The sequence below is a fragment of the Rosistilla ulvae genome, from assembly GCF_007741475.1.
GTDB lineage: Bacteria > Planctomycetota > Planctomycetia > Pirellulales > Pirellulaceae > Rosistilla > Rosistilla ulvae.
Genome location: NZ_CP036261.1, coordinates 1,341,325 through 1,365,864 on the forward strand (window position 1 = coordinate 1,341,325; position 24,540 = coordinate 1,365,864).

22 protein-coding genes are annotated in these 24,540 nt (G+C 58.4%); 8 read left to right on the forward strand and 14 right to left on the reverse strand.

The annotated features are described in order from the left end of the window. Positions 1-478: 478 nt before the first annotated feature. From EC9_RS04900 to EC9_RS04930, 7 genes are all read right to left on the reverse strand, one after another. On the reverse strand, positions 479-1,369 hold the full coding sequence (locus EC9_RS04900) for a DUF1559 domain-containing protein (RefSeq protein ID WP_145342851.1): 891 nt from the start codon (positions 1,367-1,369) through the stop codon (positions 479-481). Positions 1,370-1,440: 71 nt separating this feature from the next. Further along, positions 1,441-1,851 (reverse strand): hypothetical protein, encoded by a 411-nt coding sequence (locus tag EC9_RS04905; protein WP_145342853.1) that lies wholly within the window; start codon positions 1,849-1,851, stop codon positions 1,441-1,443. Next, positions 1,848-2,450, reverse strand: a complete 603-nt coding sequence (locus EC9_RS04910) for a PulJ/GspJ family protein (RefSeq protein ID WP_145342855.1) — start codon at positions 2,448-2,450, stop codon at positions 1,848-1,850. The genes EC9_RS04905 and EC9_RS04910 overlap by 4 nt, the downstream gene beginning before the upstream one ends. After that, positions 2,443-2,874: a hypothetical protein gene (locus EC9_RS04915; RefSeq protein ID WP_145342857.1), complete on the reverse strand. Its 432-nt coding sequence runs from the start codon at positions 2,872-2,874 to the stop codon at positions 2,443-2,445. The genes EC9_RS04910 and EC9_RS04915 overlap by 8 nt, the downstream gene beginning before the upstream one ends. A 69-nt stretch (positions 2,875-2,943) precedes the next feature. Continuing rightward, entirely contained in the window at positions 2,944-4,104 is a 1,161-nt protein-coding gene (locus EC9_RS04920) for a type II secretion system F family protein (RefSeq protein WP_145342859.1), read from the reverse strand. Between the two features lie 82 nt (positions 4,105-4,186). Then, positions 4,187-5,182, reverse strand: a complete 996-nt coding sequence (locus EC9_RS04925) for a type II secretion system F family protein (protein WP_145342861.1) — start codon at positions 5,180-5,182, stop codon at positions 4,187-4,189. A 4-nt stretch (positions 5,183-5,186) separates the two neighbouring features. After that, positions 5,187-6,230 (reverse strand): type II secretion system F family protein, encoded by a 1,044-nt coding sequence (locus EC9_RS04930; protein WP_145342863.1) that lies wholly within the window; start codon positions 6,228-6,230, stop codon positions 5,187-5,189. 241 nt (positions 6,231-6,471) lie between these two features. Between EC9_RS04930 and EC9_RS04935 the strand changes: the two genes are divergently transcribed. Continuing rightward, the gene (locus EC9_RS04935; RefSeq protein WP_145342865.1) at positions 6,472-8,157 is read left to right on the forward strand and encodes a cation:proton antiporter domain-containing protein; all 1,686 of its coding nucleotides are present in this window, start codon (positions 6,472-6,474) and stop codon (positions 8,155-8,157) included. 70 nt (positions 8,158-8,227) lie between these two features. Here the strand turns inward: EC9_RS04935 and hpnE are convergent, their stop codons facing one another. The 5 genes from hpnE to EC9_RS04960 form a co-directional block, all read right to left on the reverse strand. Next, positions 8,228-9,625, reverse strand: a complete 1,398-nt coding sequence (gene hpnE, locus EC9_RS04940) for a hydroxysqualene dehydroxylase HpnE (RefSeq protein WP_145342867.1) — start codon at positions 9,623-9,625, stop codon at positions 8,228-8,230. Positions 9,626-9,628: 3 nt separating this feature from the next. After that, positions 9,629-10,591 (reverse strand): phytoene/squalene synthase family protein, encoded by a 963-nt coding sequence (locus EC9_RS04945; protein WP_145342869.1) that lies wholly within the window; start codon positions 10,589-10,591, stop codon positions 9,629-9,631. After that, positions 10,588-11,487: a squalene synthase HpnC gene (hpnC, locus tag EC9_RS04950; RefSeq protein ID WP_145342872.1), complete on the reverse strand. Its 900-nt coding sequence runs from the start codon at positions 11,485-11,487 to the stop codon at positions 10,588-10,590. The genes EC9_RS04945 and hpnC overlap by 4 nt, the downstream gene beginning before the upstream one ends. 77 nt (positions 11,488-11,564) lie before the next feature. After that, entirely contained in the window at positions 11,565-13,304 is a 1,740-nt protein-coding gene (locus EC9_RS04955) for an outer membrane protein assembly factor BamB family protein (RefSeq protein ID WP_145342874.1), read from the reverse strand. 157 nt (positions 13,305-13,461) lie between these two features. Next, positions 13,462-14,391, reverse strand: coding sequence for an SRPBCC family protein (locus EC9_RS04960; protein ID WP_145342876.1), 930 nt, complete (start codon positions 14,389-14,391; stop codon positions 13,462-13,464). Positions 14,392-14,597: 206 nt separating this feature from the next. On the opposite strand from EC9_RS04960, the gene ispH reads away from it, so the two are divergent. Continuing rightward, entirely contained in the window at positions 14,598-15,530 is a 933-nt protein-coding gene (gene ispH, locus EC9_RS04965) for a 4-hydroxy-3-methylbut-2-enyl diphosphate reductase (RefSeq protein ID WP_145342879.1), read from the forward strand. Between the two features lie 321 nt (positions 15,531-15,851). Here the strand turns inward: ispH and EC9_RS04970 are convergent, their stop codons facing one another. After that, a complete protein-coding gene (locus EC9_RS04970; RefSeq protein WP_145342881.1) occupies positions 15,852-16,262 on the reverse strand; it encodes a DUF1801 domain-containing protein in 411 nt (136 codons plus the stop codon). Between the two features lie 180 nt (positions 16,263-16,442). Between EC9_RS04970 and gltX the strand changes: the two genes are divergently transcribed. From gltX to EC9_RS05000, 6 genes are all read left to right on the forward strand, one after another. Beyond that, positions 16,443-17,996: a glutamate--tRNA ligase gene (gene gltX / locus EC9_RS04975; RefSeq protein ID WP_145342883.1), complete on the forward strand. Its 1,554-nt coding sequence runs from the start codon at positions 16,443-16,445 to the stop codon at positions 17,994-17,996. A gap of 73 nt (positions 17,997-18,069) precedes the next feature. Then, positions 18,070-18,312 carry a hypothetical protein gene (locus EC9_RS04980; protein WP_145342885.1) on the forward strand — a complete coding sequence of 81 codons (243 nt, stop codon included), beginning with the start codon at positions 18,070-18,072 and terminating at the stop codon, positions 18,310-18,312. 1,097 nt (positions 18,313-19,409) lie between these two features. Beyond that, a complete protein-coding gene (locus tag EC9_RS04985; RefSeq protein ID WP_218934589.1) occupies positions 19,410-20,408 on the forward strand; it encodes a DUF1559 domain-containing protein in 999 nt (332 codons plus the stop codon). 134 nt (positions 20,409-20,542) lie between these two features. Further along, the gene (locus EC9_RS04990; RefSeq protein WP_145342890.1) at positions 20,543-20,938 is read left to right on the forward strand and encodes a hypothetical protein; all 396 of its coding nucleotides are present in this window, start codon (positions 20,543-20,545) and stop codon (positions 20,936-20,938) included. Between the two features lie 483 nt (positions 20,939-21,421). After that, on the forward strand, positions 21,422-21,916 hold the full coding sequence (locus EC9_RS04995) for a hypothetical protein (RefSeq protein ID WP_145118369.1): 495 nt from the start codon (positions 21,422-21,424) through the stop codon (positions 21,914-21,916). Then, the gene (locus EC9_RS05000) at positions 21,913-23,088 is read left to right on the forward strand and encodes a hypothetical protein (protein ID WP_145342892.1); all 1,176 of its coding nucleotides are present in this window, start codon (positions 21,913-21,915) and stop codon (positions 23,086-23,088) included. Before EC9_RS04995 ends, EC9_RS05000 begins: the two co-directional genes overlap by 4 nt. An 88-nt stretch (positions 23,089-23,176) precedes the next feature. On the opposite strand, the gene EC9_RS05005 is transcribed toward EC9_RS05000, so the two are convergent. Beyond that, a complete protein-coding gene (locus tag EC9_RS05005; RefSeq protein WP_218934590.1) occupies positions 23,177-24,112 on the reverse strand; it encodes an endonuclease/exonuclease/phosphatase family protein in 936 nt (311 codons plus the stop codon). Positions 24,113-24,540: the final 428 nt, after the last annotated feature.

The following is a 24,540-nucleotide window of genomic DNA, read 5'->3' on the forward strand; positions in this document are numbered from 1 at the left end:
GCGATCTTGTGGGGAGGGGGATTGCGAGCGACGCAACGAAATCGACTGCTACCCCGCAGCTGCGAGGCCGTTGCGTTTGCCCCAAAATTTACCTCAGATTGAGTGGGCGTCGAGGGGGTGCTGAGACAGTTATGTCGCGGGAGGTGTCTTTAGTGGTGCTGCAGTGGGGTGGCGTGGCCCCTTGTTGCCTGGCCACTTCGCTTAATGGGGAACAACTCGGCGAATGAAAACTTTTGTGTTCGGCGAGGTTCACCGCGTTTATTGTACTAATGTTTCGAGGCGGATTGTTACCTAGCAAAGGTTTGCTACCTCAGGACAAATCACTGTTTGGGGTTAGGCACTCTTGATAACCCGCGATGCGTAAGCGAGGCACCGCGTGAATTCCTCGCTTACGCGTCGTGTTACCATTTTCAGAGACGCTCCAGTTCGAAGCAGTGAATAGCCCTGCAGCCCTGTGTCCGTGAGGGGCGTGCTGCGGTTATTCCCAGCCTGTCAATTCGCCATCGCGACGGTTGCCATAGCGACGAAGCAGTTCTGGATCGATCGATTGGTTCAAGAACCGCGTCGAACCATCGGCGAAGGAAAACTGGGCGCCGCCGGGATGGCAGCTGCCGAAGCCCCCTACATATAAAGGCTCCTCCGACGGGGCGGGTTGCTCTTGATCGACCAATTGGTGCCGCGGGTTATACGCAGCGATCGGTGTTCCCGTGTTCCGCAGCGTCGCCCGCGTGCCAGAGGCCCAGCCGAGATCGTTGGCAAACGGCAACGATTCGCCCAATAGGATCGTCTGGGTGCTGCCGTCGGGAATCTGGCTGTAGCGGATCTCGCTGTTGAGGAACAGCAATCCGTTGTCGTTGGCATCGATCGGAGCTTCGACGTCGTGGTGACATCCGGCGTAGTTGCCACTGACAATTTCTCCCGCTTCGGTTCTGCCGCCATAATTGTTGCCTGGATACGAGGGGCAATACATCGTCGCGATCCGTTGTTCGCGGGCCTCGCGATTGACCGCGGCGTACGCGCCGGCCGCCTGATCGAAGTGGTTGTACAACGCATGCTGTTCGATAAATGGCAAGATCTGCACGACCCAACTGATGTGTTGCCCCGATTCTGCGCTGCGGATTGGTCCATCCGGATTGATCACTCCCGACGGAAGATGTTCGGTGCTGAATTCATGATGATGCATCGCCAAGCCCAGCTGCGTGAGGTTGTTCATGCATTGGCAGCGGCGAGCTGCTTCGCGAGCCGCTTGCACAGCCGGCAGCAGCAGCCCGACCAAGATGCCGATGATCGCGATCACGACCAACAGTTCGACCAGGGTGAAGCCGCGACGGCGGGCACCGCCGCGATAAAGATCTGACACTCGGTTCATGATTGTTCTCGTGGTTGAAGGGGATTTGGATCGAGGGAGGATTTCAAAAGAAAAGGATGGGCTTGAACGATTCATCGCGATCGGTTCGACGGCCAGGGGAATTCAAGACGCGTCGAGCGTTGAGTTCGCGCCGAAAAATTGCTGTCGGGTTCGATGCTGGCAACGACATGCACCTGGGGCGCTTCAGCATCGCCGGAAACGTCGATCTTCACGACCGCATCGCCATCGTGTGGCATGCTGTTGGTTGGACGCCAGGTCTCCCCGCGATAGGTTCGGTCGCGCGTCCATTTCTCTGCCGCACGCAATATCCCGGCATCCAGCAGCAATTCGGTCTGTCGCAGTTGCCGCATTCGCCCCGTTTCCCGGCGGCTGTGCAGGGCGCTATGCAACGTGCTGGCTGCCAGGGTGGTCGCGATCAACATGCAGACCAACATCGCAACCGCGATCGCGCCGCGGCGATGTTGGCATTTCAAAGCGTTCATCGAGCTTGGTCTCCTGCGTCGGATGTCTCTTCCGCGTCGGGCGGGCTTGTGTCCCGATTGGGCAATTGTTGGTACAGCAGGCCGGGGACGGCCACGATTTGTCGGTCGGTTCGTTGCGGTACGCCCTGCAGGCCCGTGTCGCTGCGAACCACGATTCCCAGCCGCTGTGGCGCGTCGAGCATTTGCAGTTCGATGGTCGATCGGTCGTCCAGCAAAAACAGTTCGCGGTCTTGCTGTTTGCCGTCGTCCGCGGTGTGGCGTTGGATCTGGTTTTCATCGATTGCATAGACGACACGGCGGTTGTCGTCGATCGTCAGTTCCACCGTCTGACGATCTGTCAATTCAAAACCGCGACTGCGATGAACGTCGTTTCGAAACTGGCGGTCCAGTCGAACCAGGGTGCGATCTTGATCCGCCCTCCCCTGCCCCAATTTGGAAAAGGTCAGCGCCTGATGGACCACACCGATCGCCAACAGCATCAATACACTGCCGATCGACATCGCCATGATCAGTTCGATCAATGTGAAACCAGGGCGAACGATCGCGCTGCGGCGGCAGGTTGTATAGGCATGTTGGGATTGGACGGTTGGATTATTCATCGTGGGTCCCCCGGATCCATCCTGTCAGCGACAGAGGCTGCGCTGGCGTTTGTCGTTGCCAGTCGATTTGGATCGTTAAACGAACGCCATCGCCATCGCTCACTTCGACCGCCGTCAAACGGGCGTCGGGCAGCGCGGCTTGCGCGGCTGCCGATGGCTCCAACGACTCGATCTCCGCATTGCGTTGGTCCTCGGGAAGTGCGAGCAAGCGATCCAAGTGATTTGAGAGTTCGTCGAGCGCCAGTTGATGATGGCGCGTCTGCTGCCACAACCGTCCTGCGCTCAGCGACATCGGCGCAAACGTACCGATCAACGCGACAAGCAGCGTCGCGGAGACGACAAGTTCGATCATCGAACCACCGCCGCGTCGACAACCCCGCCGCGGCGGCGATTGGCAGCGATTGAAGGTGTGGCGAAAACACATGATCGTCGGAACTCCTAAATCAAATCTTCACAATGCAATCGAAAACAATGACGTCGACAAAACGTAAGCTCACGCCAAGATGAGGATGATTCCGCTAAGGAACCCAAAAAACGCAAATCCAATCCAAGCCACGATCGCGGCCATCGCGAGCACGATCGCCGGTTGTAGCAGCGACAGCAGTAACGTGACGCGACGTCCAAACTGACGTTGATGTCGATCGGCCAGACGGTGCATCAACCAGGCACGCGTCCTGTTGGATGTCGAACCGGCCAACGCCTGGGACTCATCGCGTTGTAATAGCCCGGCCACCGACAACGAACTCCACGGGTCGGATCCCTGCTCGACTTCGTTTCGGGCGAACAACAGTTTGGCTCGTACGTTGCGGTCGTAGTGGTGGCGTGCCAGCGTCGACAACGCACCTCCCAAAGGCCGGCCCGAGGCAACCGCTGGCGACAACAATCGCAGCAGCTCCGCCGAACGCAAACGAACGACCGGACGCAGCAGTCGCGAGGCCCAGACGCGTCGATAAAATCGTTGCATCACGCCCGATGTGACCAATCGTAGAGCGGCAAATCCCAGCAACACCCATAGCAAAAAAGTGCTTTCGAAGAAGCGACCTGCGGCGACCAAAGTCCGTATCGCCGCCGGGGGCTCCCATTCAAACTCGTTGGCGATTTGCAGCAGCGTTGAGAGGATCCTGAGGAATAGGAAACTGACGATCAAAAAGTACATCAACATCGATCCCGCCAGGTAAAACATGCTGTGACGAACTGTCGGGATCGCCCCTCCGTCGTCGGCAGGCGTTGCCAATAATTGATCGAATGTCTCCCGAAGCGTTCCCGATTGATAGCCAAACCGAATTGCGAGGACCATTTGGTCGCTGAGCGCATCGGGGGTCTGTTCCAACGCGTCGACAAGCGACGCTCCCGATTCTAGGCGGCGTGTCAGACGCAGCAAGCGGCGTCGATAGCGACCGTGATGTTCATCGGCCAAGTTTTCAACCCACTGGGGCGTCGGCTGTCCTTCGCTGTGGGCGATGGCTAAGACGCGAAGCAGCGTTCGTTGCTTTGCCGCCAACGGTTCGTTGGCAATTCGCGACGAAAGTCGCCATCGCCGTCCAGGAAGGTTTCCACCGATTTCCAGGCGACCGATCGCCCGCAGCCCTCGTGCAAGCTTGCGGCCGGCACGATTTGCGGTGGGGAAGTTCTGTTCGTTGAATGGAAGTTTCATCTACAAAACGCACTTGAATGGTTGCGTGAGCTGGCGGGGAATTGAACTTGGAAACGATTGGGGAAACGGCCGAGGAACGTTGTCACAACGCGACGATCAGCGAACCCCAAGGCATGAATAGAGCGACAACAACAAATATGACAATCGACGCGACGGCAACCAGTGCCAGCGGACCGATCAACCATCGCAGCCAATCGATCCGTTGCGTGGCACGCTCGTGATACATCAGCGCCAGTTCGCGCAGCAGGCGAATGTTGGGAAGGCCCGCGTCGTTGGGGTGCAGGGCCAGCAGTAAGTTGGCTGGGAAATAGATGGTTGCGTTGATCTGAGTCCAGTCGGCGCTGGAGGTTTCCGCCGCCGTCGCCAACGATTCGAGTTCGCGTTGATACAGTGGATGTCCGCAGCCACGACCGCTGATCCGAAGCGCTTCGGGTGGCGACGCGCCGATGCTGATCAGTTCGGCGACCGATCCGATCGCTTGCGCCATCGCTTGCACTTTGCGCGTGCTCCCCTTGAGGCTGAAGAGTTGCGCGCACAGCGGACTTCGTAGCCACCAGCGGTAGATCGCGACGGCCGATGCAATCGCTGCTGCGGCGATCAACAACTGTTGCAACGGGGCTTGGATCAATCGGTCGGAGATTGCCACGGCGATCCGCGTCGGCAGAGGCTGATTCAAGCCAAAATCGCGGTACATCGCTGCGAAGGTCGGGACAACAAACCAGCTCAACGCCAGCCCTACGATTCCCGTCAGTCCCAAGATCAACATCGGGTACAGCAAACTCGCCCTCCGTTGCCGCTGCCGCTGTTGTTGCCGCATCGTTTGAGTAAATAGCGAATGGATCCGCTGTGGCGTTTCGGCGGGATTGAAACCGCCGACGATCACCGGCAACCAAGCCGCAGCTCGCGGATGTTGCAGCCACGCCTGGACATCGGTTTCATTGCGCAGCAGATCGATCAACTCATTCAGGTCGCGTTTGCCCCAGCCAGCAGACATCTCGTCGGCCATCGCGACCAGCGGCGGAATGAGAAGCTCGCGTCGAGCAAGCGTCGCTTCGATTTGATCATGAAACGTGGACATTGGGTTAATCGGCCACCTGGGTTGCGATTTTGTAAAGCAAGTCGATGTAGGGAAGCATCAGTCCAAGCGCGTATGCGAGCACCAACAGGCCGCCGATCCCACCGCTCAACACCATCGGTAACATCACACGCCAACGCCTTGCCTGATCTACCGCCGAATCGCTGTAGATCGCGGCAACTTGCCGCAACACCTGCGCCCGCGACTGGTTTTCCAGCCGACCGACCAATCCCCATCGCAGCATCGGCGGCAATGCCGCGATCGCTGGGTCATCCATTGGAACCTGTTGGCCGATCTCCTCCGCCGTGCTCAGGTAGACGTTGGCTGTAGCCAGGTCGCCATCGAGATCGTCGTTCTGTAGACGCAGCGGACCGACGCTCGCCAACGCTTGCCCGGTCGAATCGCCAGCGTCCAGCAAGGCCGCGACATGTCGGGCGTAGGCGGCGGTTTGAATCGACGTGAAATAGTGTCGCCCCCCAAGCAACCATCCGAACCGAGAACGCATGGGCCGCAACGACCACCAGGCGATGGCAGCAATCGTGACGATCGGCACCCCAGGCACCCAAATCGGCATCGCGTCGCGCAGCATCCCAACCAATCGCAGGCTGCCGCTGATCGGTTGCCACAGTTGTTCGTATAGAGATTCCAGTTGCGGGGCGACAAACAAACATAATGAGATTAACCCCAGATAGACCAACGCGAGGACGATCAACGGGCCAAGCATTGCGATCCCCATCTCGCCATGCAATTCGCGGCGAGCTGCGGCGGCATCGGACAACTGGTCGAAGACTTCGGTCGGTTGTTCGCACTGAATCCAAGTGCTCAACGCCGATCGATACGGTTTGGGTAGATCGGGGTCGCTGGCAATCGCTTCGGTGAGCTCGCCCTGCCGTTCGATTCGCAATGCCAACCGGCGTTGGATTTGCGCCAGCTGCGCCGGAAGCTTGTGGGCAGGTCCGGCAAAACCGAGTTCCAGCGGCAAGCCCAGTCGCTGCATGGCGAGCAGTTCGGTGTGGAAGTCGGCAATCTTGGAGAGCGAATCGATGGACATCGCATCGTGCAAAGAGAAGGATCGGGACCAGAGGTTTGGCTGTCTCTGTGATGCGCCGGTGGCGAAGATTTATCTAAACATTCACAAAAGCTCTCAGGCGAGAATGTTGGACTACCCCGACGCATTCGAAATTCTCAGCTGTCCCTTGCCGTCGCCCTGAGTTAACATTTGGTCTGACGAATGGTTGTCCGATGGCGACAACCGCAGTGGGAACGGACTTCCTGCAAGGCAACGAGGCTCGATGGCTGACTTTCATCTCCACATTACCGGCACTCTCGGATTGCTGCTTGGCGCTTGCCTGGCTGCGGGGGTGTTTGCTGATGTGTTGCATCTGCCCAAAGTGACTGCGTACCTGCTGGTGGGGTTGCTTGTCGGCCCCAGTTTGATGGATTGGGTCCCGCAGGAGCACCTTGAGCATTTCGATCCGATGCTCAAGCTGGCGATGGCTGTCGTCTTGTTCAATCTTGGCTGCGAGTTCACGTTCACCAAATTTCGCCGCATTGCCGGCCGCTGTTTGGTCCTTTCCGGAGCGGAGATCTGCGCCACGTTTGGTTTGGTGTTGGTCGGTCTGTTGATGTTTGGCTGCTCGGGAAGCATGGCCTTGTTGTTGGCATGCTTGGCGGTCGCGACCGCGCCGGCGACGACAATCTTGGTGCTGAAAGAGTTTCGTTCCGAGGGGCCGGTCACCGAAAGCACCGGTTTTTTGGTGGCGATAAACAACTTTGCCTGTATCGTCTTGTTCGAATTTGGGTTCCTCGCGATCCAGCTGACCCAAGGGCAGCTCGAATCGTCATTGTGGGGGCAAGTTGGCAATGTGTTGCTGAATATCGCGGGCTCGATCGCCCTGGGCGTGGTCGGCGGTGTCATCGTCAGCTATGGCTGCGGGTTGCTTAACATCAAGCGTTGGCTGGTGCTGTTGGTTGCGACGGCGACGTTTTTATTGGGCGTCAACGAATCGCTGCAGATTCCTTATATGTTGACCTTCTTTGTGATGGGGGTGACGGTCGCCAATACGTCCGATTCCAAATCGAAGATTGGGGACGAGCTCGACCATCTCTCCGGACTTCTGGCCGTCTTGTTTTTTGCCGTGCATGGAACCGAACTCGATCTGCACGCCTTTCTGGCCGCTGGCACCTTGGGGGCGGTGTATGTCGTCTTTCGACTCGTTGGTAAATGGTCGGGGGTCTATCTGGCGGCACGGCTGACGCGGCAACCGTTGGAAGTCCGGCATTGGTTGGGCAGTTGTCTGTTTGCGCAAGCGGGAGCGGCGATCGCGCTCTCGACGATCGCGGTGGCCCGCAACCCCGAACTGGGCAAACCGGTCCAAGACATCATCCTCGGATCGGTTGTTTTGTTCGAAATCATCGGTCCGTTGTTCATTCGCAAATCGTTGTTGGAAACAGGCGAAGTTCCTTTGGCTCAAGCGATCAACCACGCCCCACGCTCTCCTTTGGAGCAGGTTCGCAGTGTTGGCGACCGCTTTCGATCGGCGGTCTGGGGAACGGCGGCTCCCAACGGGGCCATGAATGGAGTGAGTGTGAACAAGTTAGTTCGCAAGACCAAAGGGATTCATCAATCGGCCCGCTTCGACGACGTGATCGATCATATCGAACACAGTCACGACAATACCTATCCGGTCGTCGACGATCGGATGAGTGTCGTTGGAGTGATTCGTTATCCATTGTTGAGCGATGTGATGTTCGACCTCAGTGCTTCGCAACTGGTTCGCGCCGAAGACCTTATCAGCGAAACGACGGTGATGTTGTATCCCGACGAACCCGCTTCTCGCGCGTTCGAACTTTTTCAAGCTGAAACCGACGACTGTATTCCCGTGGTCACCAGCGCCGAGCCGCATGAATTGCTAGGGGTCGTCCGCCGCAGCGATGTCGTGCATGCCTTGATCACGCAACGTCGCAAGAAGAAATAGAGTCCCACCGAGAAGCCTTCGCGACACCATGCGCCGGAAGATTGGTGAACTCGCCCGCTGCGGTCGTGTTCTATCGAATCAAAAGTTTGGCGAGCCAGGACGTCGCCAACGCCGGCTGCTCATTTCCGCAGGGCCGCCCCAAGGTGTCGGCGATCTGGTCGGCCGCGCGATAGCCGCCGATCACGGCCGATTCCATCGTCGCGGGCCAACCGGTGGCGGTCCAGTCGCCAGCAAGCCACAGATTTGGCAAGCGTGTCGTCGCGGCGGGGCGACGTTTTTCAGTCTCCCGCGAGACCGAGAAGACCGATTTGGGATCGGTCACGATCCGCGAATCGACAACGTTGGCGTCGCGGGCTGCGGGTAGCAATTCGCGAAGTTCGTTGACGACTTGGTCCAACAGTTGTTGCCGCGGCGGCAAGTCGCGCGATCCGCTGATCACGATTTGATGATAGATCCTACCCGTTTGATCGCTTGCAAACGTGGGACGGAACAGCCACTGGATCGTTCGGTCGACAAAAACTAAGTGATCCGCATCGGTCAGCGGCCGGTCGCACCACAAATGGATCCCCGTGATCGGCGACGCGGGGATCAATGCGATCGATTCGCCATCGTCGACCGCATCGCTGGCGTCCCCCAATACATTTTGCAATTGGTGCCACGGTGTCGCGATCAGCAGATAATCGGCGGCGATCGTCGAACCATCGCTCAACCGCACGCCGGTCGCCCGTCCGCCGTGACTCTCGATCCCGGTTGCCCGCGCCGACAATCGGATCTCGACGCCACGCCGGGTTAAGTCGTCGGGCAAGCGTTGACCAAACAGGACCGAAAGAGGCAACTGAGGCACCCAGACGTCACCCGCATCGCGGTGCGAAAGGAAGCCGTCGACAAGGACCTTCCGGGCCGGAGCGACAGCGACGCGATCGGTCGCCTCCCCGAGGGCGCTGACCAAAATCACGTCCCAGAATTCCCGGATCGCCGATTCGGATTGCCCCGCGGCGGTCAACCAATCCCGCATCGTCGGCCAGTTCGCTTGGTCTTCCGGACGCAGACGCATCAGTTTCCAAATTCCATGAGCGATCGTTTTGCGAAGATCTTGCGACAGGTAGCTTAAGCCCGAAAACGCCTTCATCAGATGCAGCGGAGCGGGCATCCAACGCGATCGGGCAAATGGACAGACTTGCCCCTCGGGACCGATGAACGTCAGTGATCGATAACGCCGCCAAGCGTCCAACTGGCCCGTCCGCTTCAAAAGGTCCAGCAGGTTCGTGCAGCAGCCCATACCGACGTGTTGGCAATAATCGATCTCCGCCCCCGTGGTAGGATCGATGAAGGAACCCGCGCGGCCGCCGGTTTTGCTGCGAGCTTCGATTAGCGTCACCTTGAATCCGGCCTGCGACAGTCCCAGCGCAGCGGCCATCCCGGCCAATCCTCCTCCGACGATCGCGACGCGTGGCGGTGCCGTCTCCATCGATCAAGCCTCTTCATCGCGGCGAGTCGCCACAACGGCAAGCCGCCGCGGATAGCCGGGGACAAAGTGGCTAGCGGCGATGTTCATTTTCTGCCGCCACGTCAGTCGCACACGTCGCTGCAAAACCTGCAGCGGTTGCTGGCGGATCTTCTTCAACAACGCGTGATAGCTGTGCCACATCATGCTGAACATCGGTCGCCCGTCGGCATGGATGCCATCCCAAGCGAGCCAACCCTGCTGGTAATACGACTCGGCGCGGTCACCGTAATACCTCAGCAGTTCTTCCCAAGCTGGCTGTTGTTCGTCGGCGGGCCGCTGCGGATCGACGCCAAACCGCTGCAGATCCGCCTGCGGCAGATAACATCGCCCACGCTGCAGGTCTTCGCGGACGTCGCGCAAGATGTTCGTCAACTGGAACGCTTTGCCACAATCGATCGCCGCCTGCTGAGTCGCTTCCCCTTGGAACTCCCAAATCTGCAGACAGACCAGCCCAACAGTCGATGCGACTTGGTAGCAATAGGTGTCCAGTTCCTGTTGCGTTGTGATCGATTGGTCCTTCTGGTCGGCGAGTGCGCCGTCGATGATTTCGAGCAGCAGCGTCGGAGCGATCGCGTAGCGTTGCTGCGCGTGCTGCAACGCGGGCAGGATCTGCATTGCCTGCTCGGACCGCTGCAGCGATTCGGCATCCGCAGAATGTGTGGGAAACGCTTGCGGGAGCTGATCCTCCGCGACGGTTGACTCGATCAACCGCCTCCAATCCTCCAGCCAGCGTCGCTTGTCGGCGATCTCCCCCGCCGCATCGGCGGCGTCGTCGGTCAGTCGAGCAAAAGCGTAGAACGCGCACATCGCTTGTCGCTTGGCTCGCGGTAGCAGCCAGAACGAAGGATAGAAGCTGCTGGCTGCTTGCCGAGCCACGCGAGCGGCTACGGCATAGCTGGCGTCGATCGAAGCGGGAGAATTGTTCATCGGGCAGACCACTGCAGCCAAGCGGTACGCGCGACCCAGGCGAACCGCGTCTTCAACGGCACTTTGCACCGATTGCCCAGGATATCAAAATCGGCATCGCGGATCGCTTGCAGTGCCGCTTCGCCGCCCGCAAGGATCAACTCCAAATCCAACCGCAGCCAGCGGGGAACATGTTCCAACAGCGGGCGGCCATCCTCAAACAAGCGGCTTGCGATTTCGACCTGCTCGGAAACGAGCGCCTTCAATTCCGTGGACGCTGTCGGCGCGGCGAGCATCGCTTCGGTAACGCCCAACGCCTCGCAGCGGTCTTGCGGCAGATAGATTCGCCCGCGACGAAAATCCTCGCCAACGTCCTGCCAATGATTCGCGAGCTGCAACCCGGTACAGATCGAATCGGAGAGCGATGCCCGCGAAGAATCGAAGGCATCCGCCAAGTGCAGGATCAAATGGCCGACCGGGTTGGCGGAATAGCGGCAATAATCGGCCAGCTCTTCTTGAGTCGCGTATCGCGATTGGTCTTGGTCGCGGCGAAAGGCTGTCAATAGATCCAGAAACGGCTCACGCGGAATCGAAAACCGCTCGATCGTCGACTGCAACGCCACAAAAGCGATGTGGGGCGGTTGATCGTCGTAGCAGCTTTCGAGCTGTTGTTGCCAGAGATCCAACAGGTAGAGACTCTCGGCGGGCGAAGCGATCTCGTCGGCCAGATCGTCCGCGGTGCGACAGTAGGTGTAGAGGTTGTAGAAGTCCTGGCGGAGATCGCGCGGCAGACAGCAACTGGCGACGACAAAGTTCTCCCGTCGCGCGCGCGCATAACGTCGGCAGTAGGCCTGGCTTTCAGCGAGGCTTGGCGGCGCGGCGTTCGGATTTTCGAGCGGGCTGGCGGGGGAGGGCATTGAAGATTTCAGGTCGCGGCCCGGGAGCGGACGCTCGCGATCGCAGATCCGCGACCGCGGAGAGGCGGACGTGGAGACTAAGGCTCGGGATTTTCAGGGGCTACCGCGTCGACGGCCGGCTGGTTGAGCATCGGCAGGTCGATGCAAGCGGCTTCCAAATCGCTGCGGACAAGCAGCTTCGATCCGTACAGACAGAGCGTGTTCCAACAGATGCCGTCGATCGTTTTGATCTCGCCGTACTCGTGGTACTCCTCGGGCGAAGCGTCGATCAAATGCAGCGTTCCCGATTCGCTGTGAATCAAGATCTTGTCGCCGACCAACAGGATCTGGCCGTGCCCAAACCGGCCGCGCTGTTTCCAGTTCCGCGTTCCATCGCTCAGGTCGGTCGATTCCATGAAGCCGTTGGAAAGCGAATAGCCGTGGCCGTCATAGATCACCGGGCTTGTAAGTTTCGTTTTTAGAACGCTGGCGTTATACCAGACCGATTCGGGCGTGATCTTCTCGCCGTCGACGCTCAATCGAATCCGTTCGCCACCCCCGCCGGGATAGCCTTTAGTCGTCATCACGTCAGTCTCTGAAACGACCGACAACTGCGAAGTGTTCGCGCCGCCGTCGCTGTCGCCGCTGCGTTCGAACGTCCACAACACGTCGCCGGTTTTCGGATCAAACCCCATCGCCTGACTCTCGGCGGTCATCAGGATCTGCCGGATGCCAGAGACCGCCGCGATCGTGGGCGATCCGTAAGCGATCATCTCGTCGCCGCCGCGCCACTTCAGTTCGCCCGTCTGCAGATCGAAAGCCATCAGTGTCGCTTTGGTTCCTTCGCGCGGTCCGCCCCCGGCGATGATCACGCTGTCGTCGACGATCAACGGCGAATTACTTCTGCCCCACGCCAGCGATGTGTTCGCTTCGTATTGAACCGTCAGCCCATCATTGTCGGTCGTCTCGGCCAGTTCGATTTCCAACAGCTCGTTCAAATCGACTTGCCAGAGCGGCGTCCCGTCGGCCCCGTCCAGGCAGACCAAATTGCCGACCGCTCCAACAGCGTAGACCTTGCCATCGTGGATCGTTGGCGTCGACCGCGGCCCGACGTGCCCCAGGTTCATCGCGTCGCGGTGCCGAGCGGGATGTTCGTACAACCAAACCAGTGTGCCATCGTCGATCCGGTAACAGCTGACACATTCGTTGACGCCTCGCTGTTCCATCGTGACAGCAAAGCCATTGCGAGCGACGAAGCCGGGCCACCCTAGTCCGATCGTCTGCTTCCAGAGGATCGGGCTGTCGGCGAATTTTTCGGGATCGATCTGCGCGTCGACGCTGCCCGTCTGCTCGCGCCCCAGAAACTGAGCGAAATCGTTGGGGGTTTCGGTTTTCAGATCGACGGTCACCACCGCGGCGTCGTCCGTCAGCGCCGCCGGTTGGGCTCGCTTGGTCCAGACCGGTTCGAACCGCAGGAAATCGATGTCGCCGCCGCCAACCGGACGGAACAGACTCAGGAATCCAATCGGCAGTCCGATCAGCATCACCGCCACGGCGATCCGCTGCGGCCACCGCCAACCGCTCATCAGCAAGGCCCAGCCTGCCCATCCCAACAACAGCGCCGCGGTGCCGAACAAGGTGATCACGTTCAGCACATCCATGCTGATGCCAACCAAGTCTTCCAGTTCGATGATGAAGTAGCGACCGCCGATCGTGAAGGCGGCGAACAACAGCGTCAGCGCGACAAGGATCACCGGTTTCCGCCCAGGCTTGCGTGCCGGTGGGGCGGTCGCGTCGGTGGCAGCCGGTTCGTTTTCGGGAGTGACATCGTCGGACATGGGACTTCGCTCGTTAGTTTTTTGTTCTTGGGGGATCGATACGGGGATCGTCCGTCTCAATTAAACAGCAGCACCCTGGGGTTCGTATATGGGGATCCATTCTTGGCGGCGGTTTGAGCGGAGGTTCGTTTTTGCAGGGCTGCGACAGCGGCAGAGGCTATCGCAGCGGCAGATAGATATCGGTGACAAGGTCTTCGTCCGCCGTATCCTGCGGCGTGTTGCGGTAGATCTCCAACGTCTCGGTCTTTGCGAGTTTTTGTTTTCGGTAGTTGGCAAACTGGTGAGCACCGCTCCACGCATTGCCGAGGTTTTCGTAGCTGCCGACGTGTTTGACGTGCAGCGCCTTGGCCGCTGGGATCGAGCACTCGACAAGCCCCGGCGGCAGCGCGACGCCGGAATCGACGACATATCCGCAGGTGAATTCGAACTGCCCCTTCATCATGTCGCTGGGGTGGTAGACGCTCAGCATCTCACCGTCCAACGGCAGGTTGTGTCCAGAAAACTCTTCGGCTACGCGGGCGAAGGTCTTGCCCATCACCGGGCCGATCTCCTCCAGTTGGCACGACTCGCGAAGCCCGACGACTCGGCGAGCCGGAATTTTTTCGATCCCCTCGACGGTGCTCTTCGACAACACGCGGCCGGTCTGGATGTACTCGCGGACCATTTTTAGGCCGCGGGCGTAGTCCGTGCCTATATATGTCTCCATGTTGCGGCGCATCCAGAACAGGAACCAGGGGAGACTGCCATTCATCACCCAGGAGAGCCGCGTCTGGCCCGCTTCGCTTTGCACGAGGAATTCGACCTGCGACGTCGATTTAAACGGCTTCTCGAACCGCAGCGTGTCGACGATTTTGCGAGGACGGTCCAGTTGGGCGTGTTCGACCTCCCCCCGCCCGACAAATTCACCGTTCCAGCGATAGATCGATCCGACGCTGTTGGGATCGTCGGTGACGGTCACGACAGCTTCGTGGGCGATCACCAACCAGGGGGACCAGATATTCCAGGTGTTGAAATCGGCGACGGTATCAAAGACTTTTTCGGCGTCCGCATCGATCAAGATCGAACGCTCGACACGATAGGCTGGCATGGCGAGATCCTATAGAAGGAATGGAATTTGGACGGGGAATTCGCCGCCGCGGCGTCAGCCCCCTCGGGGGGATGCTTGCAAAGCAACAATGGCTTGGCCTTAGGAGAACGCGAAAAGGGCGTTAGGCAGAAAATCGTTGTCCGGTTATCCTATCGGTAGCGGAACTTCGACGAAATTGATGACCTCGGGATAAAGACGATTCTACTATGAAAATTCACCTTGCTGCGCCGCGAGGGTTCTGTGCGGGCGTGAACATGGCTGTCGAGAGCCTTGAGATCGCCTTGGAAGCGATGGGCCCGCCCGTCTACGTCTATCACGAGATCGTCCACAATCAATACGTCGTTCGCACGTTCCGTTCCAAAGGAGCGGTCTTTGTCAACGAATTGACCGACGTTCCCGAAGGGGCCACCGTTCTCTTCTCCGCTCACGGCGTCGCCCCCGCAACGCGTGAACTGGCCAAGCAGCGGAAACTGACGGCGATCGACGCCACCTGCCCGCTGGTGACCAAGGTCCATCTGGAAGCGATCCGATACGCCAAGCAGGGCTACACGATCTTCTTGATCGGGCACGATGGGCACGACGAGGTGATCGGCACGATGGGGGAAGCTCCCGAGGCGATCATTCTTGTCGAAACCGAAGAGGATGTCGACAAGTTGGACGTGTCGGACGAGGCGAAGCTGGCTTATCTGACTCAGACCACGCTGAGCGTCGACGATGCGACGCGGATCATCAACCGCTTGAAGGCTCGCTTCCCTGAACTCAAGGGGCCGCCCAAAGATGACATCTGCTACGCGACGCAGAACCGTCAGGAGGCGGTTCGATTGTTGAGCGACGAGGCCGATGCGGTGATCGTGCTGGGGAGCCAGAACAGTAGCAACAGCCAACGCCTGCGCGAGCTCGCCGAATCGCCCGATCGCCCCGCCTTCTTGATCGACGGTCCGGAAGACCTCTCGGTCGACCAGTTCCAAGCCGATTGGACCGTCTTGGTGACCGCCGGTGCCAGCGCCCCCGAATCGGTCGTCAACGCCACGATCCAGTGGCTCGAAGAGCACTTTGCCGCCGAAGTGGAACTGAAAACCGTCCGCGAGGAAAAGGTCTCGTTCCCGTTGCCCAAACCGCTGCGTCAATACGCGAAGTAGTTTTTATGTTGGTGCGCGTCGTTTGTTCGTTTAACCGCACGGGCAACGCCCTGCGCGTTTTCAATGCGTCTCATCGGTTCGCGTTCCAGGTTCTCGCAACGCGCGGCCCGCTGGGCACGCGGTTAAACTAGATCGCAATCGTTTAGCCGCATGGGCAACGCCCTGCGCGTTTTCGAAGCGTCTCGCCGGCTGGCGTTCCAGGTTCTCGCAACGCGCGGCCCGCTGGGCACGCGGTTAAACTAGATCGCAATCGTTTAGCCGCATGGGCAACGCCCTGCGCGTTTTCAGAGGTTCGTCGGCTGAAGCCTCGACTCCAGCGGATCAGCAGGCGGACCCGTGCTTGTATTGTCCCGCGATGAGCTCGCGGAGGATGTCGAGGTCGACGTCGTCGAGTTTGTTGATGTACAGACAGGCGACCGAGCGTTTGTGTTTGCCCAGCCGCTGGTACAGCGAATCGGCACCGTCGAAGCTGTCGGCGACGTAGAAGGTCATGTTCGACTTCCGCGGCGAGAAGGCGGCTGCCGGCATATCTCCCTCACGCCCCGTCGCGTAGACGTAGTGATACGTCCCGAAACCGATGATCGATGGCCCCCACATCACCGGCGGCAGGCCCGTGATCTCTTTGTAGATCGCCAAGGCTGTCAAAGCATCCGCCTGCCGTCGCGGGTTCTCGATCGCTGCTATAAAATCGTCGACGTTTGCGTCGGTTGGCTGGGTCTTGTTTTCGGACATCGACGTTTTGCTCCAGGATCGTGGTTGGGGAACGTTGCCTGATGCAGCCTGTGGGCCGCCGGGTGGACTAGCGGATCTTCGCCCGATCGATCAGGCTAATAGGCCAAATCCGCTTTGGATGCGACGCTGATGGCGTGCGTTTTTTGCCCTTCGTTTTCTTCGACACCTCCCGTCAATTCTATGATCCGCACTCGCTTTGCTCCCAGTCCGACCGGTTACCTTCACATCGGCGGTGTCCGCACCGCGCTGTTCAATTGGCTGTTGGCTCGGCAGTCCGGGGGACAGTTCATCTTACGGATCGACGACACCGATCAACAGCGGAACGTTGAAGAAGCGTTGCAGCCGATTTTGGATGGCTTCCGCTGGTTGGGAATGGACTGGGACGAAGGCCCCGAAGTCGGCGGACCGCACGCTCCCTATTATCAGTCGCAGCGAGCCGATCGCCATCGCGAAGCTGTCGACCAATTGCTGAAGTCGGGCCACGCCTACCGCGACTTTGCCAAGCCGGAAGAATTGCAGCAGCAGCGCGAGGCGGCTGAGAAGGCGGGGGGCGCGTTCGTCTACGACCGACGCTGGATGGCGGAAACCGAAGAGCAAGCAGCGGCGTTCGAGGCCGAAGGACGAGCGGGCGTGGTGCGGTTGAAGATGCCTCGCGAAGGGGTTTGCCAAATCGACGACCTGGTCCGCGGCGAGGTCCGCGTCGACTGGGCGGCCGAGCAGGACCACGTGATCCAACGGGCTGATGGTTCGTGCCTGTATCACCTGGCGACCGTCGTCGACGACCACGATTTTGAGATCACGCACGTCGTTCGCGCCGCCGAGCACCTGCCCAACACGCCGCGGCAGATCTTCATCGCCCAATCGCTTGGGTTCGAATTGCCGCAGTTCGCGCACCTGCCTTACGTGGCTGAACCGGGCGGGTCGGCGAAGCTGAGCAAACGGAAGCTGGACAAATATCTGAAGCAGCGCGACTTCGCGGCGCTGACCGACTACGGAAAACGGATCGCCGACCGGATCGGAATGGATACCGATGCCAACACTTTTAATCCCGTGATCGTCGATTTCTATCGCGAGATCGGTTTCCTGCCCGATGCGATCTTGAACTATCTGATGCTGCTGGGATGGTCGCTGGACGGTTCCACCGAACGGTTCACTCGCGAGGAGATGATCAAACACTTCACTTTGGCTCGGGTGAACAAGAGCCCGGCCAGCTTCGATCCGCAGAAGCTGTTGGCTTTCCAAGCCGATCACATGGCCGACTTCGACGTCGATCGAAAGGTCGAGATGGCGCTGCCGTTCCTTGTCAAAGCGGGGTGGGTTGCGGAAGCCGACGACGCGACGCGGTCGCGCGTCCGCCAGATCGTGGCAGCGGTCGGCGATCGCTTGAAAGTAGCCGGCGATATCATCGATTATGAATTCTGCTTCATCTCGGCCGATCAACTTACCTACGTCGAGAAGGATTTCGAAAAACGAATCCGCAAGCCCGAAGAGGCTGTGGGGCTGCTGAAAGACCTGGCCGTTGAACTCGGTAAAGCCGACGACTTCAGCGTCGCCGGAACCGAAGTCGCCGTGAAGGCGTTTGTCGAAGCCAAGGGGATCAAGATCGGCCAGATCATCCACGCCTTGCGCGTTGCCACGACCGGTCAGGCTGTCGGATTTGGAATGTTTGAAACGCTAGCAATTCTGGGACGCGAAGAAGTATTGCAGCGGATCGAAATCGCGGTTAATCGATAGATCGCCATTTGGCCGAAATAGACGGCTGAGTCGATGCGTCGCGTTCCCTTGTATTGCTAGCAGGGTTGCCAGGATGGAGTCTTCTGAACAGCTTGATTTAACGAGTGATCCCAACGGTTCGGCCCGTCGCGGCGGCGACAGCAAAGCCAAACCGTTTTTGGGCGTGGTCTTCTCTTGCTGCAACATCTACGTGCGGGTCTATCGCGACCGCAAAGGGGGAGCGTTTTACGAGGGACGCTGCCCGCAGTGTTTTGCTAAAATCCGGTTTGTCGAAGGCAATGGCGGCCGCCGCGATACGTTCTTTCGGACGCAGTAGGCATGCGTGGAGCAATCGGCTGAAGCCCAAGACCGCTAAGTTAGGGGACAAATGGTTTCGTCGAATTTGTGAATTAGGAGCGGGGATCGCGGTGTTTTTGGCGTTTCACGGCGTCTTATGACGCGTAGATTGACGCGGTTCAAGCCCTTGCAAACTGATCTCGTCGATCAAATTGTCAGTACCACTGACGGAACAGTACGGGGGATTGCGAAGCCTCACCTAGATTGTTGCGGAGGACTTTGACCGTCGTGGTGAATGAAATGCGACGAGGCGACAGGGCCTGCGAGGGCCGACGATTCGACTTCCAGTTTGCGAATCACAAAATGTGCGATCAGTTAAAGCCGTAGGTCTCTTGAACCACTCCGGCGGGACGATGTATGCGCAGTGGCGGACTGCAACGCAACTGGGGTATTGTTTCGTCAATCGCTATCTCCTCTTCATAACGCTCGCGATACAGAACGATAATCGTCTGCCTCGGATTGGTTTCCTCGTCCACTATTGGACTCAACAAACGAGGCGTCTCACCGTGGCCGGTCCGCTGAGGATCATCCAGGGTGTATTCGATTGCACGAACATCGATGCCGCGTCGAACGTGCAGTCGGTGGCGTAAATTTTTGAAAGACAAGACCCGTCTGTCAGAACTTTCGTCTTGCCGAAGAGGGACTGTTGTTTTGACCGTCCCAGGAGGTCGGATCGCCCGTCGATGACTTGCTTCATTAGGCCCTTCTGCAAGCTCGGCCAGCTCCCCTCTTTAATTCATGCCCAAAAGCCGCTGCATTTGGCTACCACGAGCTCTACGTGCAGAGATTAACCGTGAAACCGCACATGGGGGTGGATTTCCCTCCTGTCTGGTGTAATATGCCGCCAGTACTACTATCTTGTTGCCGGTTGCGGCATCGAAATGGAGACGCTCGGAAATAACGGAGCAATGATCGATCGGTTCCAGCCCATTCGGCACTGCAATAGTGACGCATTTTCATTGAAATCATCATGGCTGTTGAAGTGTTACCGTTCAATGTGGCGGCATTTTCCGTGTGTTTAAATGTTAGGTGTCTGTCTCTTCCCTGTGAAAAGGTTTTTTTATGTATCTATCTCCTATGAAACCGCGACGTGGATTCACTCTAGTCGAACTGCTGGTAGTGATTGCGATCATCGGAATTCTCGTAGGCTTGCTTTTGCCTGCAGTCCAGGCCGCCCGCGAAGCGGCTCGTCGTATGCAATGCACAAATAACCTCAAGCAGATCGGCTTGGCATTGCATAATCACCATGACACCTACAAGAGATTTCCGCCTGGTGGAGCTCAAGATCAAGCACCGTTTGGGACCGACGCGACAGCGACAACAAATTGGGGTAGCAACTGGTTGGTTTACATCCTGCCGTTTGTAGAAGGAAACACGATCTATGACCAATGGCAATTCTACGGCAGTTCTGGAGTCTTCAACAACAACAACCGGGCTGTTGTCAGCGGTAACAAGATGGAACAGTATCGCTGCCCTTCCTCGCCACTGCCAGAATTTTGCGCCAACATTTCAACTTCGGCAGCAGTCGACTATGTTGGAATCAGCGGTGCCGACAACGGCTTGATTCCCGGGTATACCGAATCGCGAACGATCCATGCCCCCAGTGGCGGGAAAATGAGCGCTGGCGGCTTGCTCTACCCGAACAGTAAAACCCGTTTTGCTGACATCGTCGATGGCACAAGCAATTGCTTAGCCGTCAGCGAACATAGCAATTTCCTGACGTCCTCAAGTGGAGCAAAGCTTGACTACCGCACTAGTCAATCGTGGGGTTGGGCGATTGGCGTGAAAAGTTCCGATTCGCCGCCCAACATGACACTCAACTCCGATAATCGCTCGTTTGCCATGTCGACGATTCGCTACCCTATCAACAAGACAAGGGGTTGGAGCAATGACAGGTCAGGGACCGGTGTTGGGAGTGATGGAGCTGCCAATATCCCCCTCAACTCGCCCCACCCCGGCGGCGTTGTTGCGTTGATGGGGGATGGTTCAATTCGCTTCATCGCCGAAACCATTACGCTCGATACTCTGGCGAGGCTCGCAACCCGCGACGATGGTCAGGTGATCGCAGATTATTAGCCAACAACGAATCACGATGGTTCGAATCCTACACTGCTAGCGGCAATTCCAGCCGCTAGCAGTTTTGTTCACATTCATTGCACAATGACAGTATTGCGATGGCGATTGGAAAATTACAATTGAGGACAAGCAAAATGTTACCACGAATCTGGCTGATACTTTTGGTCGCGTCATCCGCAATTTCGCTCGGTTGCACTCAGGAAAATTCCGAACCAACACGCGTCGACGTCAGCGGTGAAGTGATGATCGACGGCAAGCCGCTTCCGAAGGGATTTATCTATTTCAAGACAATCGCCGAAGGGGTAATTGATAGCACTGAGATCGTAGATGGAAAATATGCAGGCCAGGTGGAACCAGGGTCGCGACGCGTCGAAATCGTAGCCTATCGCCCAGTAAGTGGCGGCACGCCTGGGATGGATGCCAGCGAGGAAAACTATATCCCCACTAAATATAACCTCGAAAGTGAGCTAACGGCGGACGTTTTAACCACCGGCCCGAATACCTTCCAGTTTGAAGTTACGTCGAAATAGTATTCGACAAATAGCCACGATGCTATCTTGCAACATGGGGGCTTGACAGGGTTTCCGAAACCGGGTTCGACGAGGCTGATTCGCATCGCTGATTCGCATCGCTGATTCGCATCGCTGATTCGCATCGCTGATTCGCATCGCTGATTCGCATCGCTGATTCGCATCGCTGATTGCAGGAACAGGGCAGACAGTCAGAATAGGGAGGTGCGTGCCAACACTCGCTTGCTACAGAGACGGAGATATTTGCAGCTCGCTAACTCACGTCGCCCCCGCAGTTTCTTGCCAAATTTGGGTTTCGATCGCTTCACGTAGCGCCGTTGCTAGCATGGTGCAAACACAGCCATGCCCCCGACTCCTACGCCTTTCATGTCTATTGCTTTGCCTGTTTCCGATTTGGTAGAAGCTCAGGTCGTTGACCATTTGCTAGTGGCCGGGAAAACGTTCCGGCCGCCGGAATCGGCTGTTGTTTGAGGCACTTCTGTCTTGTTGTCGGAATATAAAGTTAGCCGTTGTTCGCGACGCTGCAGCGTCCTGGATCGGCCGCTAAAACCTGGCGAAACGTTCTATTCGGTCGTCTTCGAAGACGATGAGGACTTCGCGCGCAAAGACATCTCGGCGGAGGCTTGGGAAGGACCGCCCGAAGAGGCGATCGGTTGGTGGCAGGGCAAAATGCCCGAGGCTGGAGCGGGCCGGATGAAGCTGGCGCCCAACCATGTCCTGCTGGATTTGCTGAAACAAATGTCCGAACAACCGCATCGCGAAGCGGTCCGCTATCTGCTGGCACTGATGTTGATGCGGAAGCGGGTCGTCCGCCCGTTGGACCATGAAGAAGGGGCAGTCGAAGGGATGTTGGTGGTCCAGGTGATCGCCGACAACTCGCAAATCGAAGTCGCCGAGTGCGAGATCCCGCGGGAAGAGCGGGATCAGATCCGCGACGAATTGACCGAACTGCTCTACTGTGAAGTCGAGGAATCATGAATCCACGGGGCCCCAACTCGGAACCATCGCATCGCCAACGCTGGCTGCAGATTTTGCTGACGCTGTCCGTGACCTGGGTCGCCGGTGGTGCAACTTGTTATCGTGGCAAAGCGGTCACCGATTTCAGTCCGCCGCCGGAGATCTTCGAAGGGACTCCGTCGCGCGAGGAATTGGCGGCAGCTGTGAATCGAACCGACCGGATCGAGAAACTGCAAAGCACGTCGGCATCGATCAAGGTCTTGAGTATGCCGGCGCTGCCGAGCCTGCGCGCGAACCTCGCTCTCGAACGTCCGCGGCGAATCCGAATGCGAGCCAGCCTGCCGGTGGTGATGGGGAGCGGGATGGATCTAGGGAGCAATGAAGAGCTGTTCTGGATGAAGATTCCCGAAGGGATGGGAACCAGTCTTTATTTTGCTCGACACGAAGATTACCAACGGCAATTGCAGCGAGCGATCCTGCCGGTCGACCCGACGTGGTTGGTCGACGCCTTGGGGATGGCTCACATCGACGTCAATCAAATCGAAGAAGGGCCGACGGTGCGAGCCGACGGCAAGCTGGAACTGAAGCTGTCGCAACCGATGGTCGACGGGACGTATCGCCGCGTGATGGTGATCGACCAGCGGCAGGGTGTTGTCACCGAATTGCTGCTGTACGGTCCCGATGGTCGCTTGCTGGCAAACGCGTCGGGAGAGGATTTTCGCTACTTCGAGGAAGTGCAATGCAGCCTGCCGCACGATGTTCAACTGCGGTTGACACCCAACGGAGGCGAACCGCTGGCGCTGAAGATCGAAATCGGTTCGTATTCGGTGAACCAGTTGTTGTCGGACGATCCGCGACTGTTTGCGATGCCTGAAGATGGCAACGAGCGGCCGATCGATCTAACCCGGATCGGCCAGCCGCCGATGAGCCCGGTGCCGCCAACCTACACCGTCCCGCCACCGCAAGCCAGCTACGCGCCGCTGCCAGGTTTTCCGCCGGCAACCGCTAGTCCGCCACCAGCAAATTACCCGCAGCCAAACTCCCCACCGCCGCAGGCTCAAGCGGCGATTCCGGCGGCAAGCTATCCGCCGCCGCAAGCGCAATACGCGCCCCAACAGCCACCCTACGCGCCGGCCAGCGGCTACGTCCCGCAGGTCAGCCAAGGAACAACCTATCGCGGCGTCTATCGGTGATCCGTTGACTGGATCAATCGAGCTCAACGAGAAATGATGTTGGCGGATCTGGTTTTTCGGTCTCTTGCGTTCCCAGCCGCTGCGAAGACTACTGGATCGCCATGTCGGCGAAGACCATCAAGTGATCGCTGGCAGCGCGGGAATCACCGAAGTTCAACGGCTCTCCGTATTTCCGCAGTCCCGCATTCGGGTCGCTGACTTCGGAATTGAGCACTTCGTGCCCTGCAACCTCAACGCCCTCGCTGTGGGCGATGTAATCGATTTTCACGGCGGTCTGCAGCGCCGGATTCGGCGTTCCAGCCCATACCGTGTTGCGGTTGCCATCGGTGTCGGTCGATTCCAGCAACCGTAGCCCAGCTTGCTCACATTGGTAATTGGGATACGGAGCGTGCTGGACGGGAAAGTCGATATCCGCACCCAACGCAAACCCGCCGAACACTCCTTCGGGCTCAGACGCAAACGCGTCGGTTTGCGGGCTGCGATTATCGTCGTTCCAATCTCCCATCACGACGACCTCGAGATTGGGATCTTGCTTGAGCTTCGCTTGGATGTGTTGCTTGAGCCGAATCCATTCGATCGCCCGCGGGAACTCCAACGCGGGTCTTTTGACGTTTGCACACGGCCCCTTGTAACACCACGATTCGGTGTGAACGACGTAGACCAGCAAGTTCCGATTCTCGTGCCCCACATCGAGTACTGCCCACAAGTGCTTGCGTCGGAATTCGTTCGCTGGTGCGTTGGAGCCAAGCGATCCGGACGACAGTACCGGATAACGGGTGAGCAACGCCGGCTGCAAGCCGCCGGGCTGAGTGACCACGTTGGGCAGCCCCGGGACCAACGTCCGCAGCATTGAATGGTCCGCGTCGTTGATCTCGCTGAGCCCCATGATATCCGGAGCAGTGCGTTGGATCTGACGCACAACGGCAGCGCGATGCGATGCATTGGCCAGTCCCAAATAGATATTGAAAAATCCAATTCGAAACTCAACCGGCGGCGCCGTCTCCTCGGCTACGACTGTACTCATCGTACTCGTTAGCAAGGTTGAGACAGCAGCCCCGACGAACAGGAGCAACGCCAACGTTCGGATCGCAACGGCAATCGACCGGCGGGCAATCGTGTTTGTCTGCGATGCCAAACGCTGCGGCATGTTTGTCGAGAGAAGGCGTTCGCGAGCCTTGTTTCCTCGATGGATTGTCGGCTGCGTTGCGGGCGATTGAGAGTTCATCGTGTTATCCTTAGATGTTTAGCCGATTGCCTGAGACGGTCCAGTTTGGGGGACGTGCGACGCCCTAGGCTAGAGACAACCAAAGCGCCGCTCAATCACACGATCGACGAATCTTAATGATCCGCGACGGCGATGAGAGATGCGGTGATGACTTTGAACCGGGGGGCAGTTGGGGGCAGCAGGGCGAAACGTTATATTTTGCGGTTCGGAAGACGCAGGCAATCGAA